We start from the raw sequence: 15484 nt of genomic DNA, 5'->3' as shown, positions 1-15484 counted from the left end.
GGTGAAATATTTACATGCAAGTTGCGGCTTTTCGAAAAGTTCCTAAAGCACTGAAATTATTGAAGCTTTTGCCAGGTAGTCGACATAACGAAAATGCCCCGCAGAGCGGGGCATCGTTCGGACTTCCAAATGGATCAGGTACCGCTTGCTGTACAGCCTTTAGGGGAGTAGTCCGGCGCAACGGTCGTTGCACACGACCAGCCGTTGGCAGCGGTTCGTGTGAGCGTGATGGTTTTGCCCACCACCGGTGCCGGCGCATTGGCCAGCGTACAAACGATGGTGCCCGCTCCATCTGCAGCTGTCCCCGAGGCGGTCAGTGCACAGTTGGAGGTGGTAGTGCCCGCATCGCCTTTAACGGCAGCCAGCGTGGGGTTCGTCCCTTGATTGATGATGTCTTCGAACGGCACTTTCATCGCCGAGATTTCGGCCAGCCCCGCCGTCACCTTCGACCGCGCCTGATATTTGGAGTACTGCGGCAGCGCCACAGTCGCGAGAATACCGATGATCGCCACAACGATCAGCAGCTCGATCAGAGTGAAACCTTGTTGTTTCTTCATAGACACGCTCCATGCATGAGTCGGAATCTCATGATCTGAACAGGAATCAGCACAGCCCGTGCCAAGCGCTCGCAGCCCCGGCCTGCTGGGCGTGAACCGGACATCGTGCCGATTCCTACAGCCCGTAACCGCACTATCTGACACTTTTTGTCACCTGCACCCCGGGTGTTTGGCGCTGTCACTTGACTAGGCTATAAGTCATGAACGGCAAGCACGTGGAAACCCCATGAATGACATCGCTCTGAGCGGTCTGGCCAAACAACTGGTCCAGGCCGAATTGCTCACGGAAAAGAGTGCCCAGCAGGCCTGGCAGCAGGCGCAGCGCAATCGCCTGTCGCTGGTCAGTTACCTGGTGCAGAACAAACTGGTGAAGAGCTGGCAGGTCGCCGAAATAGCCTCGGAGCATTTCGGCATGGCATTTCTCGACCTCAACTGTCTCGACAAGGAAACCCAGCCCAAGGGCCTGGTCAGTGAAAAACTGGTGCGCCAGCACCACGCCCTGCCCCTCTGGCGGCGCGGCAACAAACTGTTCGTGGGGATTTCCGACCCGAGCAATCACCAGGCGATCAATGACATTCAGTTCAGCACCGGGCTGAGCACCGAAGCCATTCTGGTCGAAGACGACAAACTCACCGACGCCATTGAAAAATTCTTCGACACCCACGCCACCGGCCTGGAGGAGATGGCCGATGTCGACCTCGACGGGCTGGACATCGAGTCGGCCGACGACAGCAGACAGGACACCCTCGGCGGAATCGACGCCGACGACGCTCCGGTGGTGCGCTTCGTGCACAAGATGCTGCTGGACGCGATCAAGAGCGGCTCGTCCGACCTGCACTTCGAGCCTTACGAAAAGAACTACCGGGTGCGGGTGCGCACCGACGGCATTCTGCGGGAGGTGGCCAAGCCGCCGATTCAGCTCGCCGGGCGCATTGCCGCGCGCCTGAAGGTCATGGCCAGCCTCGACATTTCAGAACGGCGCAAACCCCAGGACGGGCGGATCAAGATGCGTCTGTCGAAGAGCAAGTCGATCGATTTTCGGGTCAACACCCTGCCCACGCTCTGGGGCGAGAAAGTGGTGATGCGGATCCTCGACCCCTCCAGCGCCCAGATCGGCATCGATGCCCTCGGCTACGAGCCGGAACAGAAAGACCTGTACATGGCCGCCCTCAAGCAGCCCCAAGGCATGATTCTGGTAACCGGCCCCACGGGGTCCGGCAAAACCGTGTCGCTGTACACCGGGCTGAACATCCTCAATACCGTCGACATCAACATCTCCACCGCCGAAGATCCGGTGGAGATCAACATGGAAGGCATCAACCAGGTCAACGTCAATCCACGCCAAGGGTTGGACTTTGCCCAGGCCCTGCGCTCGTTCCTGCGTCAGGACCCGGACGTGATCATGGTCGGCGAGATCCGCGACCTCGAAACCGCCGAAATCGCGATCAAGGCCGCCCAGACCGGTCACCTCGTGCTGTCCACCCTGCACACCAACAGCGCAGCAGAGACCCTCACCCGCCTGCACAACATGGGCATCCCCGGCTTCAACATCGCGACCTCGGTGAGCCTGATCATTGCCCAGCGTCTGGCGCGAAAACTCTGCAGCCACTGCAAGAAACCCATCGAGATCCCCCGCGAAACCCTGATCAAGGAAGGTTTCCCCGAGGAACGCATCGGCCATTTCACGATCTATGAGCCCGCCGGTTGCGATCACTGCAACGGCGGGTACAAGGGTCGCGTGGGGATTTATGAAGTGGTGAAGAACACCCCCGAACTGCAACGGCTGATCATGGCCGAGGGCAACTCACTGGAAATCGATACCCAGATGCGCCGGGACGGCTTCAACGACCTGCGCACCTCGGGCCTGATCAAGGCCATGCAAGGCATCACCAGCCTTGAAGAAATCAACCGGGTCACCAAGGACTGAACATGGCGGTCAAGGCAGCGAAAATCAGCATCTACGCCTGGGAAGGTACGGACCGCAAAGGCAGCAAGGTGACCGGCGAGTTGAGTGGCCAGAACCCCGCACTGGTCAAGGCCCAGTTGCGCAAGCAAGGCATCAACCCCGGGAAGGTGCGCAAGAAATCCGCCTCGTTGCTGAGCTTCGGCAAGCGCATCAAGGCCCAGGACATTGCCCTGTTCACCCGGCAAATGGCGACCATGATGAAGGCCGGCGTACCGCTGTTGCAGTCGTTCGACATCATTGGCGAAGGCTTCGAGAACCCGGCCATGCGCAAACTGGTCGACGAGGTGAAACAGGAAGTCGCCGCCGGCAACAGCTTCGCCGCCGCGCTGCGCAAGAAGCCTCAGTATTTTGACGAGTTGTACTGCAACCTGGTGGATGCCGGTGAACAGTCCGGCGCGCTCGACACCCTGCTGGAACGGGTCGCGACCTATAAGGAAAAGAGCGAAAGCCTCAAGGCCAAGATCAAGAAGGCCATGACCTACCCGTCGGCCGTGGTGCTGGTGGCGGCGGTGGTTACCGGGATTCTGCTGGTCAAGGTGGTGCCGCAGTTTCAGTCGGTGTTCTCTGGCTTCGGTGCCGAACTGCCAGCCTTTACGTTGATGGTGATCAGCCTGTCCGAATTCATGCAGCAATGGTGGTGGGCGATTCTTGGTCTGCTGGTGGCCGGTTTTTTCGGCACCCGCCATGCCCTGAAAAAATCCCAGGCCATGTGCGACCGGCGTGACGCCTGGTTTCTCAAGCTGCCGCTGGTGGGCACGCTGATGTACAAGTCCGCAGTGGCGCGGTTCGCCCGGACCCTGTCGACCACCTTCGCAGCCGGCGTGCCGTTGGTTGAAGCGCTGGACTCGGTGGCCGGGGCCACCGGCAACGTGGTGTTCAAGCGCGCCGTGCTGCGTATCCGTCAGGACGTTTCCACCGGCATGCAGCTGAATTTCTCGATGCGCTCCACCGGCATCTTCCCGAACATGGCGGTGCAGATGACCGCCATCGGCGAAGAGTCCGGCGCACTGGACGAGATGCTCGACAAGGTCGCGGGTTTCTACGAGGACGAAGTGGACAACATGGTCGACAACCTCACCAGCCTGATGGAGCCGTTCATCATGGTGGTGCTCGGGGTGATCGTCGGCGGTCTGGTGGTGGCGATGTACCTGCCGATCTTCCAACTCGGCTCAGCGATCTGACATGCCTATCGACGAACTCTTCAGTCTCTATCCACTGGCCTTTGTCTTCACCGCCCTGCTGCTGGGGCTGGTGGTCGGCAGTTTCCTCAATGTGTTGATCTGGCGCCTGCCGAAAATGCTCGAGCGTGAATGGCGCCAGCAGGCTCACGATGTTTTGGGGCTGCCCGTTGAAGCGCCGTTGCCCACTTACAATCTGATGCTGCCGCACTCGCAATGCCCGCACTGTGGCCACCGGATCCGCGCGTGGGAAAACATTCCGGTGTTGAGTTACGTGTTCCTGCGCGGGCGCTGCTCAAGTTGCAGCGCCCCGATCAGCAAGCGCTACCCGCTCACCGAACTGGTCTGCGGCCTGCTCTCGGCATTCATTGCCTGGCACCTGGGTTTCGGCTGGCCGGCGTGCCTGCTGATCGTGCTGACCTGGGGCCTGTTGGCCATGAGCCTGATCGACACCGAGCATCAGTTACTGCCCGACGTGCTGGTGCTGCCGCTGCTGTGGCTGGGGCTGATCGTCAACAGCTTCGAGCTGTTCGTAACGCTGCACGACGCCCTGTGGGGCGCGGTGCTGGGTTATATGGCGCTGTGGTCGGTGTTCTGGCTGTTCAAGCTGATCACCGGCAAGGACGGCATCGGTCACGGCGATTTCAAGCTGCTGGCGCTGCTTGGGGCCTGGGGCGGCTGGCAGATTTTGCCGCTGACCATCCTCTTGTCCTCGCTGGTGGGTGCCGTGCTAGGGGTGATTTTGCTCAAGCTGCGGGACCAGAAAACCTCGACGCCGATTCCCTTCGGCCCGTATCTGGCAATTGCCGGCTGGATTGCCTTGCTCTGGGGTGGTCAAATAACCGGCTTCTATTGGCAGTTTGTCGGTTTGAAATGAATACCCCTGTGGAAAAACCCTGGATTCTCGGCCTGACCGGCGGCATCGGCAGCGGCAAAAGCGCTGCCGCCCAGCACTTCATCGATCTTGGCATCCACGTGGTGGACGCCGACCACGCGGCGCGCTGGGTGGTCGAACCGGGCCGTCCGGCGCTGGCGAAGATCGCCGAACACTTCGGCCCCGATGTGTTGCAGGCCGACGGCACGCTGGATCGTGCGGCCCTGCGCAAACTTATCTTTGAGGTGCCGGAGCAACGGCGCTGGCTCGAAGCGCTGCTGCATCCGCTGATCGCCGAGGAAATCGCCCATCATCTGGCGCTGGCACAATCGCCTTACGCGATTCTGGTCTCGCCGCTGCTCATCGAATCAGGGCAATACGCGATGACTCAGCGAATCCTGGTGATCGACGCCCCGCAACAACTGCAGATCGAACGCACCTTGCAGCGTGACCAGACCAGCGAACAGCAGGTTCAGGCGATCCTCAAGGCCCAGTCCAGCCGCGAAGACCGCGTCAGCCGTGCCGACGACGTGGTGGTCAACGATCGCGACCTCGCCTGGCTGCACAGCGAGGTCGAGCGCCTGCATCACTTTTACCTGACTTTATCCGGAGGCCAATCATGAGCCAGACCCCAACCGTCAACTGCCCGACTTGCGGCGCGCCCGTGGAATTCACCCCGGAAAACAAATACCGTCCGTTCTGCTCGGACCGCTGCAAACTGATCGACCTCGGCGCCTGGGCGTCGGAAGAGCACAAGATTCCGGTGGCCCCGGATGCCGAGGACGAACTGTTTTCCGGCGATTTCGACCCGCGTCACTGATCCCGCTCAGGGCCGCATGAAGCCGTAGTCCTGATCGTCGTCGAGGTTTTCCGCCAGAAAACGCAACTCGTCGGCCAGGTCTTCGGCATTGCGCACCGCCTTGCTCTGCTGCACCACCGCACTGAGCAAGGCGCGCAGGCTCAGGCCCGGATCGAATCCCACCTCCTGCGCCATCTCCAGACTCTGCCGGGTTTCCTGCCTCGCCCACTCGTACACGCTCATGCCGCTGCTCCTGAAGGGATTTGGCCGAGCATGAAATGCCGCGCGCAGAGTCGATTTGATGTGGATCAAGACTTGGGATCGTCGTCCTTCCACGGCGCCGAAAGGTAGCGTGTGCGGTTGAAGGTCTCCAGCCATTCCGGGCAGAACACCACCAACGCGCTGACCACCATGCCGTTGATGAAGGCTTCGGGAAAAATCAGCAACCACAGGTAACCGATGAAATCCTCCAGCCATTCCGGCATGGCAAAGAGGCCGTCGTACCAGAGCAACGTCAGACTCAGCGTCAGACACAACAACGCCGATAGCGCGGCGGCGAAAAAACCGGAACAGAAGATGTACACGAACGGATTGCGCGGCTGGGCGCGCTCGACCAGGATTGCCACGCATTCGGTGATCAGCACCGGCAACAGGATCAGCAAGGCGCCATTGACCCCGACGGCCACCAGGTCCTGACGCCCCAACAGCACCAGTCCCAGTTGCGCCACCAGTCCGCCGACGATCGCCAGCGGCCAGTCCAGCAGCAGCGTCACAGCCGTCATGCCGATGAAGTGGTAGGACACGCCGGTGTCGAAATCCCTGCGCACCAGCCACAGCAGAAACAACGCGAACACCGTGCCGAACAGCAAATGCTGACGGCGGTTATCGCTGAACAGCTCGACCCACGGTGCGCGGACAATCGCCCAGAGCAGCACCGGCAGGTAAATCAACCATCCCAGCAGCAGGCTCGCAGACGACAGCAGCTCGGCGCCGATCATGGGCGAGCCTGCTCCAGTGCCTCACGTAGTTCAGCCGCCTGGGTGTATTCGTGCCGGGCCAGCAAACGCCCGTCCTTGAGCTGCAGCCAGAGCACCGCGCCTTCGGCCCCGGGGTAGCGCGAGGCCACGCGACTTTCGCGATCAAGCAACACTCGATAGCTGTAGTCACGCATCGCCGGAACGGCGAACATCTTCGCGATCAGCGCCGGCATGCGCTGGATATCGGCGACAAACACCGCATGCCGCGCCTCCAGATAGCCCTTGGGCTGATCGGCCATGGCTTGCTTGAGCAGTTTCGCACCGTCCATGTCACGCGCCACCAACAGCGTCGTAGTGCGGTCATCGAGAGTAAACGGCTGATCGTACTGGTCCAGCAGCGTCCAGGGTGCCAGTCGCTCACCTATTTCCAGCGCATGGGCCCATAGCGGAACGACAGCGAACAACAACAGCCAGCGAAATTTCACATTCAGCCCCTTTCATTCGACGTTAATACACGGTGCCCTCAGTCTACACCGCCCCTCCCGACTGCCCACTGATGCACTTTGCCGCGCGAACGCTTTCTGCTTGTCGCAATTGAACGCTAAGCTAGGGCCTATGGATGACTCAGATTATTTACGCCTGCTGACCATCGCGGCCGAGCAAGCCAACGCATTCCTGTCCAATGCCCGCAAATGGGAGCGTGAGCGTTGGGTCTGCCAGCGCCTGCTGCAAGGCTTGAACATTCCTTATCGCGCCGACGAATTCGCCCCGGCCGGTGAGCCGCCGGACGTTTTGTTTCGCGACGCCAATTTCGAGGTGTTTTTCGTCCTCGACGAGGGCCGTCGGCTGAACGACGAATGGCGCGATGAGCTGCAACGTCGGCGCAGTGCGTTTTCCCTCAGCCAACTGGTGCGGCGTGAAGCCAAGCCGCGGCGGATTCCGGCCAATGAATTTCTGCTGAGACTGGCGCCGACCTTGCGCAAGAAAGCGCACAACTACAAGGAACGTGGCATGGACCTCGGCGAGCTGGACATCATTGCCTTCGCCAGCCTCAAACGCGAAGTGCTCGACCTCAACAGCCATTTTCCGCCGCCCACCGAATATTTGCGTCAGGGCTGGCGTTCGCTGTCGCTGGTCGGGCCGACCTTTGCCCGGGTGTTGTTCGCCCATCCCGATGCCCCGGACTTTCTGCGCGGTAACCTGGGGCGCAGCATCGTGTTCGATGTCGGGATCAGCCTGTGACGCCACTTCAACAATTGATTGCCGATGTTCCGCAGACCGGATGCGTGCGCTGGATTGGCGTGCGCCCCGAGTCACGGGGGCCGATGCTCGCGCTCGACGCCGTGGAAGCGCGGCTTGAAGCCGGACTCACCGGCGATCACGCTCGGCCCGGTGTGCGAAATGCGCGGCAGGTGACGCTGATTCAGTGGGAGCATCTGGCCGTCATCAGCGCCTTGATGGGTCGTCCCCACGAGCATCCGGTCACACCTGAAGATCTGCGGCGCAATCTCGTTATAAGCGGGATCAACCTGTTCAGCCTCAAGGGGCGGCGCTTTCGCATTGGTCAGGCGATTTTCGAAACCACGGGCTGGTGCCAGCCGTGTGCGCGCCTGCAAAACAACCTTGGCCCCGGAACATTCCAGGCCGTGCGCGGGCATGGCGGAATCACCGCACGAGTGTTACAAAGCGGGATCATTCGCCTCGGGGATGGCGTGTCTGTCGAACCGGTCCCGGACAGTGGCTATGCTCCTTTCAATCCCGGTTGAAAACCGCTGTAGCTTGTTTTCATTCAGTAACGTCTACCTGACGAGGCCTTTATGACCAGCCGCCTGAACCCCGAAGACCAGAAGCATGTCGAAGAGTACCTGCAGTTGTCCCAACACCGTGTCGAGCGCCGGCCATTCCGGCCGTGGATGCTCCTGGTGCTGGTGCTGGCAGTGACCATTGGTCTGGGCCTGTTGAGCCGATTTATCAGTTACCTGACGCTATGAGCTGCATCGCGCTCGCTTGGGTAACCACACCGATTTCCTTTAAAAACCTTGCGAGCTATCCCTATGTCCCATCGTATTGTCATTGTCGGCGGCGGCGCCGGCGGTCTGGAGTTGGCTACCCGTCTGGGTAAGACTCTGGGTAAACGCGGCACTGCCAGCATCATGCTGGTCGACGCCAACCTCACGCACATCTGGAAACCGCTGCTGCACGAAGTGGCCGCCGGATCGCTGAACTCTTCCGAAGACGAGCTCAACTATGTCGCCCAGGCCAAATGGAACCACTTCGAGTTCCAGCTGGGGCGCATGAGCGGGCTCGATCGTGAGCAGAAGAAGATCCAGCTGGCCGCCACCTACGACGAAAACGGTGTAGAGCTGGTTCCCGCGCGCGAAGTGCCCTACGACTCGCTGGTGATCGCGGTCGGCAGCACCACCAACGATTTCGGCACCCAAGGCGCCGCGCAGCACTGCCTGTTCCTCGACACCCGCAAGCAGGCCGAGCGTTTCCACCAGCAACTGCTCAATCACTATCTGCGCGCCCACGCCGGGCAGACCGATGCGATCCAGCAGATCAGCGTGGCCATCGTCGGCGCGGGCGCCACGGGCGTCGAACTGGCGGCAGAACTACACAACGCCGCCCATGAACTGGCAGCTTACGGCCTGGACCGGATCAAACCGGAAAACATGCACATCACCCTGATCGAAGCCGGGCCACGGGTGCTGCCAGCCCTGCCTGAACGTATCAGCGGGCCGGTGCACAAGACTCTGGAGAAACTCGGGGTCAACGTAATGACCAACGCTTCGGTCAGCCAGGTCACCGCCGACAGCCTGATCACTGCCGACGGCAACGAAATCAAGGCGAGCCTGAAAGTCTGGGCCGCCGGGATCCGCGCACCGGGTTTCCTCAAGGACATCGACGGTCTGGAAACCAACCGCATCAATCAGCTGCAAGTGCTGCCGACGCTGCAGACCACCCGCGACGAAAACATTTTCGCCTTCGGTGACTGCGCCGCCTGCCCGCAACCGGGCTCGGATCGCAACGTTCCACCTCGGGCCCAGGCCGCGCATCAACAGGCCACGCTGCTGGCCAAGTCGCTGAAACTGCGCATCGAAGGCAAGACCCTGCCGGAGTACAAGTACACCGACTACGGCTCGCTGATTTCGCTGTCGCGTTTTTCGGCGGTGGGTAACCTGATGGGCAACCTGACCGGCAGCGTGATGCTTGAGGGCTGGCTGGCGCGGATGTTTTACGTGTCGCTGTACCGCATGCACCAGATGGCGCTGTACGGGCCGTTCCGCACGGCGATGCTGATGCTGGGCAGCAAGATCGGACGCGGCACCGAGCCACGCCTGAAGCTGCACTGATGTAATAACACCGTGGGGGCGGGCTCGCCCTCACGGTGTTTTGTCTTCTACTGTATCTGCCCCCTGCTTTCCCCACCTTCGCTTACAAACGTCCCGCTCCTCGACACAGACGCGATACACCGCCACCGCTTAATGGCCACACCCGAGCACAACTGCTCCGGCTTGATCGCCCTTAACGTGTGGTTGCGCAGTGCAACCGAAGGAGAATGCAATGTCCCGTACTTCGAAAATCGGCAAAAACTCCCTTGGCCTGGTCGGTGCCGTACTGGCCGGCGGCCTGATGCTGTCCGGCTCGGTGTTCGCCGCGCAACCGCTGGCCCAGGGCTACATGGTTGCCTCGGCTGAAACCTCGGTGAAAACCCCGGAAGGCAAATGCGGTGAAGGCAAATGCGGCGATGCGTCGATGGCCAAGACCGACACCGATGGCGACGGCAAGGTCTCGCGCGCCGAGTTCCTGAAGGTCGCGCCGAAGTCCGACTTCGACAAGATCGACACCAACCACGACGGTTTCATCGACGAGCAAGAGGCGTACAACAACGTCAAGGCCAACTTCGAAGCCAACGGCAAGAAAATGCCGAAAGGTCTGTTCGAACACCTGAAAGACCAGGACGGTGCCTGATTTTTCAGACGCCCGACAAAACAAAGCCGCGCTTTCTCTGACGAGAAGCGCGGCTTTTTCACGCCTGCACGATTACAGCTGGAAGCGTCGCACCATGCCCTGCAGGGCGTTGGCCAGTTGCGACAGTTCATGGCTGGATGCGTTGGTTTGATCGGCACCCGCCGCCGAGCGCACCGACAGATCGCGAATGTTCACCAGATTGCGGTCCACTTCCCGCGCCACCTGCGCCTGTTCTTCGGCGGCGCTGGCGATCACCAGATTGCGCTCGTGGATTTCGTGTACCGAGGCCGTGATCGTCTGCAACGCTTCACCAGCCCGCTCGGCCAGCACCAGCGTGGTGGCCGCCCGCGAGGCACTGGCCTGCATCGACTCCAGCGCCAGGCTCGAACCGCTGCGCATGCCCTGCACCATCTGCTCGATTTCCTGGGTCGATTGCTGCGTGCGATAAGCCAGCGCCCGGACTTCATCGGCAACTACCGCAAATCCGCGCCCGCTCTCCCCGGCCCTCGCGGCTTCGATGGCTGCGTTGAGCGCCAGCAGGTTGGTCTGTTCGGCGATCGCTCGGATCACATCCAGCACTTTGCCGATGTTTTGCGACTGATTGGCCAGTGATTGCACCAGCTCGCCGGTGTGCTCGACTTCGCTGGCCAGGGCGTTGATAGCGCCGGCGGTTTCGCTGACCCGTTCCTGGCCCAACTGTGCCGACTCGCTGGACTGGCGGGTAGCGTCGGACGTCGACACCGCATTGCGGGCAACTTCCTCGACCGCCGTGGTCATCTCGTTGACGGCGGTGGCGGCCTGTTCGATCTCGTTGTTCTGCTGTTGCAGCCCTTGCGTGCTGTCGTGGGTGACTGCGCTCAGTTCGTCGGAAGCGGTCGCCAGTTGCGTGGCCGAGCCACTGATGCCCTGCAGGGTTTCGCGCAGGTTCTGCTGCATGGTCGCCAACGCCTTGAGCAAGCGGCTGACTTCATCATTGCCGTGGGTTTCGATCGGACGGGTCAGATCGCCTCTGGCGACGTGCTCGGCAGCGTCGACGGCGGCGCTCAGAGGGCGGACGATGCTGCGGGTCAGCAACATCGCCAAGGCCACGGTTGCCAACGCCGCCAGAGCGATGAACAAGCTTACGATGGTGCGCGAGGTTTCGTAGTGGGCGGCAGAGTTCTGGCTTTCGGCGGCGACCTGGCGGGCGAACAGGTCGGCCAGGTCATTGAGTTGTTTGCCGGAGCCGTCGACCACGGTTTTCATGTCGACCAGCAGCAGCTTGGTCAGCTCGTCGCGCTTGCCTTGCTCGGCAAGGGTGAATGACTGAGCGATGCCGGTGCGGTAGGCAGCAAAGGTCTTCTTGAACTGATCGTACAACTGCTGCCCTTCCGGGGTGGTTACCAGTCGGTCGTAGGCGGCGATTTTCTCGCTCAGTTCCTTGTCGCGGGTGTCCATCTGGCTGCGGTAGGTGGCGATGTTGGCCGGATCCTGATCCAGCGCCATGCGCAGGGAAATGGTGCGAATGCGCAACATGATCTCGCGAATCTCGTCGCCACCACGAATGCTCGGCAGCCACTGCGTCTCCACTGCCACTTCGCTGTCGCGGATGCTCGACATCTGCCCCAGCGCAAACACCCCGAGCAACGCCACGAGTACCGCAATCAGGGCAAAGCCCAGGGCGGCACGGGGAGCAATATTCAACTGACGAAGCAACATGACGAACGCCCTTTTTCTTGTATTGGCAGAATTCAGGGGCGTTTGATGCGGCAGGCCCCTTTCGTTAGCGGGCTATCGGCAAGTTGTATGACGACTTGAATGAAACATTTCCGCAGGGCAAAAAAAATCCCCGTATCTTTCGATACGAGGATTTTTAATATGGTCGGGGTAGGGGGATTCGAACTCCCGACATCCTGCTCCCAAAGCAGGCGCGCTACCGGACTGCGCTATACCCCGGTAAAAAAAAGGCGACCTTTCAAAGATCGCCTTCTTCGATCAGCGCTTTTGGCTTCTGATCTTAAGATTCGATCCCAGTATTACCTGGTTTCAAAAATGGTGGGTCGTGTGGGATTCGAACCTACGACCAATTGGTTAAAAGCCAACTGCTCTACCAACTGAGCTAACGACCCAAAAATGGTCGGGGTAAGGGGATTCGAACTCCTGACATCCTGCTCCCAAAGCAGGCGCGCTACCGGACTGCGCTATACCCCGGTTTGAAATTGGCTCCGTGACCAGGACTCGAACCTGGGACCCAATGATTAACAGTCATTTGCTCTACCGACTGAGCTATCACGGAACTACATATTTCAATTTACAACGGTGAAACTTGCAGCTTCTCGACATCGTTTTCGCATCGCTGCGTTCGTGTGTCTGAGGCGCGCTATTCTACAACCTAGAACACCTCTGTCAACCCCCTAAATTGCTTTCAAGTTAATGATTTGCAACTTATTTCAGATTTCTGCCCAGTGAGCTGAAACCGTGTTGGTGACTGACTGCGGGGCGCACTTTACAAGCCTTTTCCTTTGAGTTCAACAGCCTGGCGAAAAAAAAGGCCTCGCATTGCGAGGCCTTGATTACTTCACCACCGTCGAGCGTCAGTTGAACGTGATCTCGTCGTTCTCCACCACACCGGTCGCAGTCTCGCCCGGCATGAAGCGTCCCGACAGGATCAACTGCGCCAACGGGTTCTCGATCCAGCGCTGGATCGCCCGCTTCAGCGGCCGTGCGCCGTAGACCGGGTCGTAGCCGACGGCAATCAGCTTGTCCATCGCTTCCGGGCTCAGCTCCAGCTTCAGCTCGCGCTCGGCCAGACGGCTGCGCAGACGGCCCAGCTGGATCTCGGTAATGCCCGCGATCTGATCCCGCGCCAATGGCTCGAAGATCACTACTTCGTCGACCCGGTTGATGAACTCCGGACGGAAGTGGGTGGAAATCGCATCCATCACCGCTGCCCGTTGCGCTTCACGATCACCGACCAGTTCCTGGATCTGCATCGAACCGAGGTTGGAGGTCATGACGATCACGGTATTGCGGAAGTCCACCGTGCGGCCATGACTGTCGGTCAGACGGCCATCCTCCAACACTTGCAGCAGGATGTTGAACACGTCCGGGTGCGCCTTCTCGACTTCGTCCAGCAGGATCACCGAGTAAGGCTTGCGCCGTACCGCTTCGGTCAGGTAACCGCCCTCTTCGTAGCCGACGTAGCCCGGTGGCGCACCGATCAGCCGTGCCACGGAATGTTTCTCCATGAACTCGGACATGTCGATCCGCACCATCGCCTCTTCCGTATCAAAGAGGAATTCGGCCAGCGCCTTGCACAGCTCGGTTTTACCGACACCGGTCGGGCCGAGGAACATGAACGAGCCGCTCGGGCGATTCGGATCGGACAACCCGGCACGGGAACGCCGCACCGCGTTGGCCACGGCAACCACTGCTTCGTCCTGGCCGATCACGCGTTGATGCAACAGGCTTTCCATCTTCATCAGCTTGTCGCGCTCGCCTTCGAGCATTTTCGACACCGGAATACCGGTCCACTTCGAAACGACTTCGGCGATTTCCTCTTCGGTCACCTTGCTGCGCAGCAACTGGTTTTCGCTCTTGCCGTGCTGGTCGACCATTTGCAGGCTGCGTTCCAGATCCGGGATCACCCCGTACTGCAACTCGGCCATGCGGTTCAGGTCGCCTTTACGGCGCGCGGCTTCCAGTTCCTGACGGGACTGTTCGATCTTCTGCTGAATCTGTGCAGAACCCTGCACCTCGGCTTTTTCCGAGTTCCAGATTTCTTCCAGATCCGAATACTCACGCTCGTGGCGGACGATTTCTTCCTGGAGTTTTTCCAGGCGCTTGATCGCCGCTTCGTCGCTTTCTTTCTTCAGTGCCTGGGATTCAACTTTCAGTTGAATCAGGCGCCGCTCCAGACGATCCAGCACTTCCGGTTTGGAGTCGATCTCCATGCGGATGCGGCTGGCCGCCTCGTCGATCAGGTCGATCGCCTTGTCCGGCAGTTGCCGGTCAGTGATGTAGCGATGGCTGAGCTTGGCTGCCGCGATGATCGCGCCGTCGGTGATCGCCACCTTGTGGTGAACCTCGTAACGCTCCTTGAGGCCACGCAGGATCGCGATGGTGTCTTCTTCGCTCGGCTCGTCCACCAGCACTTTCTGGAAGCGCCGCTCGAGGGCCGCGTCCTTCTCTATATATTGGCGGTACTCGTTGAGCGTGGTCGCGCCGACGCAATGCAGCTCACCACGGGCCAGGGCCGGTTTGAGCATGTTGCCGGCGTCCATCGAGCCTTCGCCTTTACCGGCGCCGACCATGGTGTGCAGTTCGTCGATGAACAGAATGATCTGCCCTTCCTGCTTCGACAGCTCGTTGAGCAGCGCTTTCAGGCGCTCTTCGAACTCGCCACGATACTTGGCACCGGCAATCAGCGCCCCCATATCGAGAGACAGCAGGCGCTTGCCGCGCAGGCCATCCGGCACTTCGCCGTTGATGATGCGCTGGGCCAGTCCTTCGGCAATCGCGGTTTTACCCACGCCAGGCTCGCCGATCAGCACCGGGTTGTTCTTGGTGCGGCGTTGCAGAACCTGAATGGTGCGACGGATCTCGTCGTCACGGCCGATCACCGGGTCAAGCTTGCCTTCTTCGGCGCGCCTGGTCAGGTCGACGGTGTATTTATCCAGCGCCTGACGCGACTCTTCGTGGTTGGCATCATTCACCGCCTCGCCACCGCGCAGGTTGTTGATCGCATTCTCCAGCGCCTTTTTGCTCACGCCCTGGCCGAGCAGCAACTTGCCAAGCTTGCTGTTCTCGTCCATCGCGGCGAGCAGCACCAGCTCGCTGGAAATGAACTGGTCGCCCTTCTGCTGGGCCAGACGGTCGGCCTGATTGAGCAGACGCGCCAGATCCTGCGACATGTTCACGTCGCCGGTCGGGTTCTGGATTTTCGGTAATTGATCGAGCTCTTTGGTCAGCTCTTTACGCAAGCTGTTGACGTCGAAGCCCACCTGCATCAACAGGGGTTTGATCGAACCACCCTGCTGTTCAAGCATGGCCTGCATCAAATGCGCCGGCTCGATGGCTGGATGATCGTGGCCGACGGCCAAAGATTGGGCATCGGACAACGCCAACTGCAATTTGCTGGTTAAACGGTCTATACGCATGGGTCACCTTCCTTTTGAGCAGG

Annotated in this window: 16 protein-coding genes and 4 tRNA genes; 10 read left to right on the top strand and 10 right to left on the bottom strand. The window is 60.3% G+C overall.

The genetic code is table 11. The features are described from left to right. Positions 1-134: 134 nt before the first annotated feature. Positions 135-557 (bottom strand): pilin, encoded by a 423-nt coding sequence (locus EIY71_RS06925; RefSeq protein WP_085747737.1) that lies wholly within the window; start codon positions 555-557, stop codon positions 135-137. 226 nt (positions 558-783) lie between these two features. Here EIY71_RS06925 and pilB point away from each other — a divergent pair, with 226 nt between their 5' ends. The 5 genes from pilB to yacG are packed head-to-tail and all read left to right on the top strand — an operon-like array spanning position 784 to position 5395. Beyond that, positions 784-2484 (top strand): type IV-A pilus assembly ATPase PilB, encoded by a 1701-nt coding sequence (gene pilB, locus EIY71_RS06920; protein WP_085747736.1) that lies wholly within the window; start codon positions 784-786, stop codon positions 2482-2484. A 2-nt stretch (positions 2485-2486) separates the two neighbouring features. Next, positions 2487-3704, top strand: a complete 1218-nt coding sequence (locus tag EIY71_RS06915; protein WP_134021069.1) for a type II secretion system F family protein — start codon at positions 2487-2489, stop codon at positions 3702-3704. 1 nt (position 3705) lies between these two features. Then, complete coding sequence (locus EIY71_RS06910; RefSeq protein WP_102686305.1) at positions 3706-4578, top strand: A24 family peptidase; 873 nt, start codon at positions 3706-3708, stop codon at positions 4576-4578. Next, positions 4575-5198, top strand: a complete 624-nt coding sequence (gene coaE, locus EIY71_RS06905; RefSeq protein WP_007959586.1) for a dephospho-CoA kinase — start codon at positions 4575-4577, stop codon at positions 5196-5198. The genes EIY71_RS06910 and coaE overlap by 4 nt, the downstream gene beginning before the upstream one ends. Continuing rightward, positions 5195-5395 (top strand): DNA gyrase inhibitor YacG, encoded by a 201-nt coding sequence (gene yacG / locus EIY71_RS06900; RefSeq protein WP_011335983.1) that lies wholly within the window; start codon positions 5195-5197, stop codon positions 5393-5395. Before coaE ends, yacG begins: the two co-directional genes overlap by 4 nt. 6 nt (positions 5396-5401) lie before the next feature. On the opposite strand, the gene EIY71_RS06895 is transcribed toward yacG, so the two are convergent. From EIY71_RS06895 to EIY71_RS06885, 3 genes are all read right to left on the bottom strand, one after another. Beyond that, positions 5402-5617, bottom strand: coding sequence for a hypothetical protein (locus EIY71_RS06895; RefSeq protein WP_007959584.1), 216 nt, complete (start codon positions 5615-5617; stop codon positions 5402-5404). Between the two features lie 65 nt (positions 5618-5682). After that, a complete protein-coding gene (locus EIY71_RS06890; RefSeq protein WP_085747732.1) occupies positions 5683-6372 on the bottom strand; it encodes an energy-coupling factor ABC transporter permease in 690 nt (229 codons plus the stop codon). Further along, positions 6369-6836 carry an FAD/FMN-containing dehydrogenase gene (locus EIY71_RS06885; RefSeq protein WP_085689765.1) on the bottom strand — a complete coding sequence of 156 codons (468 nt, stop codon included), beginning with the start codon at positions 6834-6836 and terminating at the stop codon, positions 6369-6371. The genes EIY71_RS06890 and EIY71_RS06885 overlap by 4 nt, the downstream gene beginning before the upstream one ends. Before the next feature lie 130 nt (positions 6837-6966). Between EIY71_RS06885 and EIY71_RS06880 the strand changes: the two genes are divergently transcribed. From EIY71_RS06880 to EIY71_RS06860, 5 genes are all read left to right on the top strand, one after another. Continuing rightward, a complete protein-coding gene (locus tag EIY71_RS06880) occupies positions 6967-7593 on the top strand; it encodes a DUF1780 domain-containing protein (protein WP_007959580.1) in 627 nt (208 codons plus the stop codon). Continuing rightward, positions 7590-8117, top strand: coding sequence for an MOSC domain-containing protein (locus EIY71_RS06875; protein ID WP_085689763.1), 528 nt, complete (start codon positions 7590-7592; stop codon positions 8115-8117). The genes EIY71_RS06880 and EIY71_RS06875 overlap by 4 nt, the downstream gene beginning before the upstream one ends. Before the next feature lie 51 nt (positions 8118-8168). Next, on the top strand, positions 8169-8342 hold the full coding sequence (locus tag EIY71_RS06870) for a DUF3094 domain-containing protein (RefSeq protein WP_007909875.1): 174 nt from the start codon (positions 8169-8171) through the stop codon (positions 8340-8342). A 63-nt stretch (positions 8343-8405) separates the two neighbouring features. Continuing rightward, positions 8406-9704, top strand: coding sequence for an NAD(P)/FAD-dependent oxidoreductase (locus tag EIY71_RS06865; protein ID WP_134021066.1), 1299 nt, complete (start codon positions 8406-8408; stop codon positions 9702-9704). Between the two features lie 211 nt (positions 9705-9915). Next, a complete protein-coding gene (locus EIY71_RS06860) occupies positions 9916-10323 on the top strand; it encodes a hypothetical protein (RefSeq protein ID WP_007959573.1) in 408 nt (135 codons plus the stop codon). Positions 10324-10395: 72 nt separating this feature from the next. On the opposite strand, the gene EIY71_RS06855 is transcribed toward EIY71_RS06860, so the two are convergent. From EIY71_RS06855 to clpB, 6 genes are all read right to left on the bottom strand, one after another. Then, a complete protein-coding gene (locus tag EIY71_RS06855; RefSeq protein ID WP_134021063.1) occupies positions 10396-12021 on the bottom strand; it encodes a methyl-accepting chemotaxis protein in 1626 nt (541 codons plus the stop codon). 160 nt (positions 12022-12181) lie between these two features. Beyond that, positions 12182-12258, bottom strand: a tRNA-Pro gene (locus EIY71_RS06850). Between the two features lie 97 nt (positions 12259-12355). Next, positions 12356-12431: transfer RNA gene (locus EIY71_RS06845), tRNA-Lys, on the bottom strand. 5 nt (positions 12432-12436) lie between these two features. Continuing rightward, a tRNA-Pro gene (locus EIY71_RS06840) sits at positions 12437-12513 on the bottom strand. Positions 12514-12522: 9 nt separating this feature from the next. Then, positions 12523-12598 (bottom strand) — tRNA-Asn (locus EIY71_RS06835). A 298-nt stretch (positions 12599-12896) separates the two neighbouring features. Beyond that, positions 12897-15461 carry an ATP-dependent chaperone ClpB gene (gene clpB / locus EIY71_RS06830; RefSeq protein ID WP_085747730.1) on the bottom strand — a complete coding sequence of 855 codons (2565 nt, stop codon included), beginning with the start codon at positions 15459-15461 and terminating at the stop codon, positions 12897-12899. Positions 15462-15484: the final 23 nt, after the last annotated feature.

It is taken from the genome of Pseudomonas sp. CH235 (assembly GCF_004368175.1).
Taxonomy (GTDB): Bacteria; Pseudomonadota; Gammaproteobacteria; order Pseudomonadales; family Pseudomonadaceae; genus Aquipseudomonas; species Aquipseudomonas paraglycinae.
This window is presented reverse-complemented; position numbering and strand designations above follow the sequence as displayed.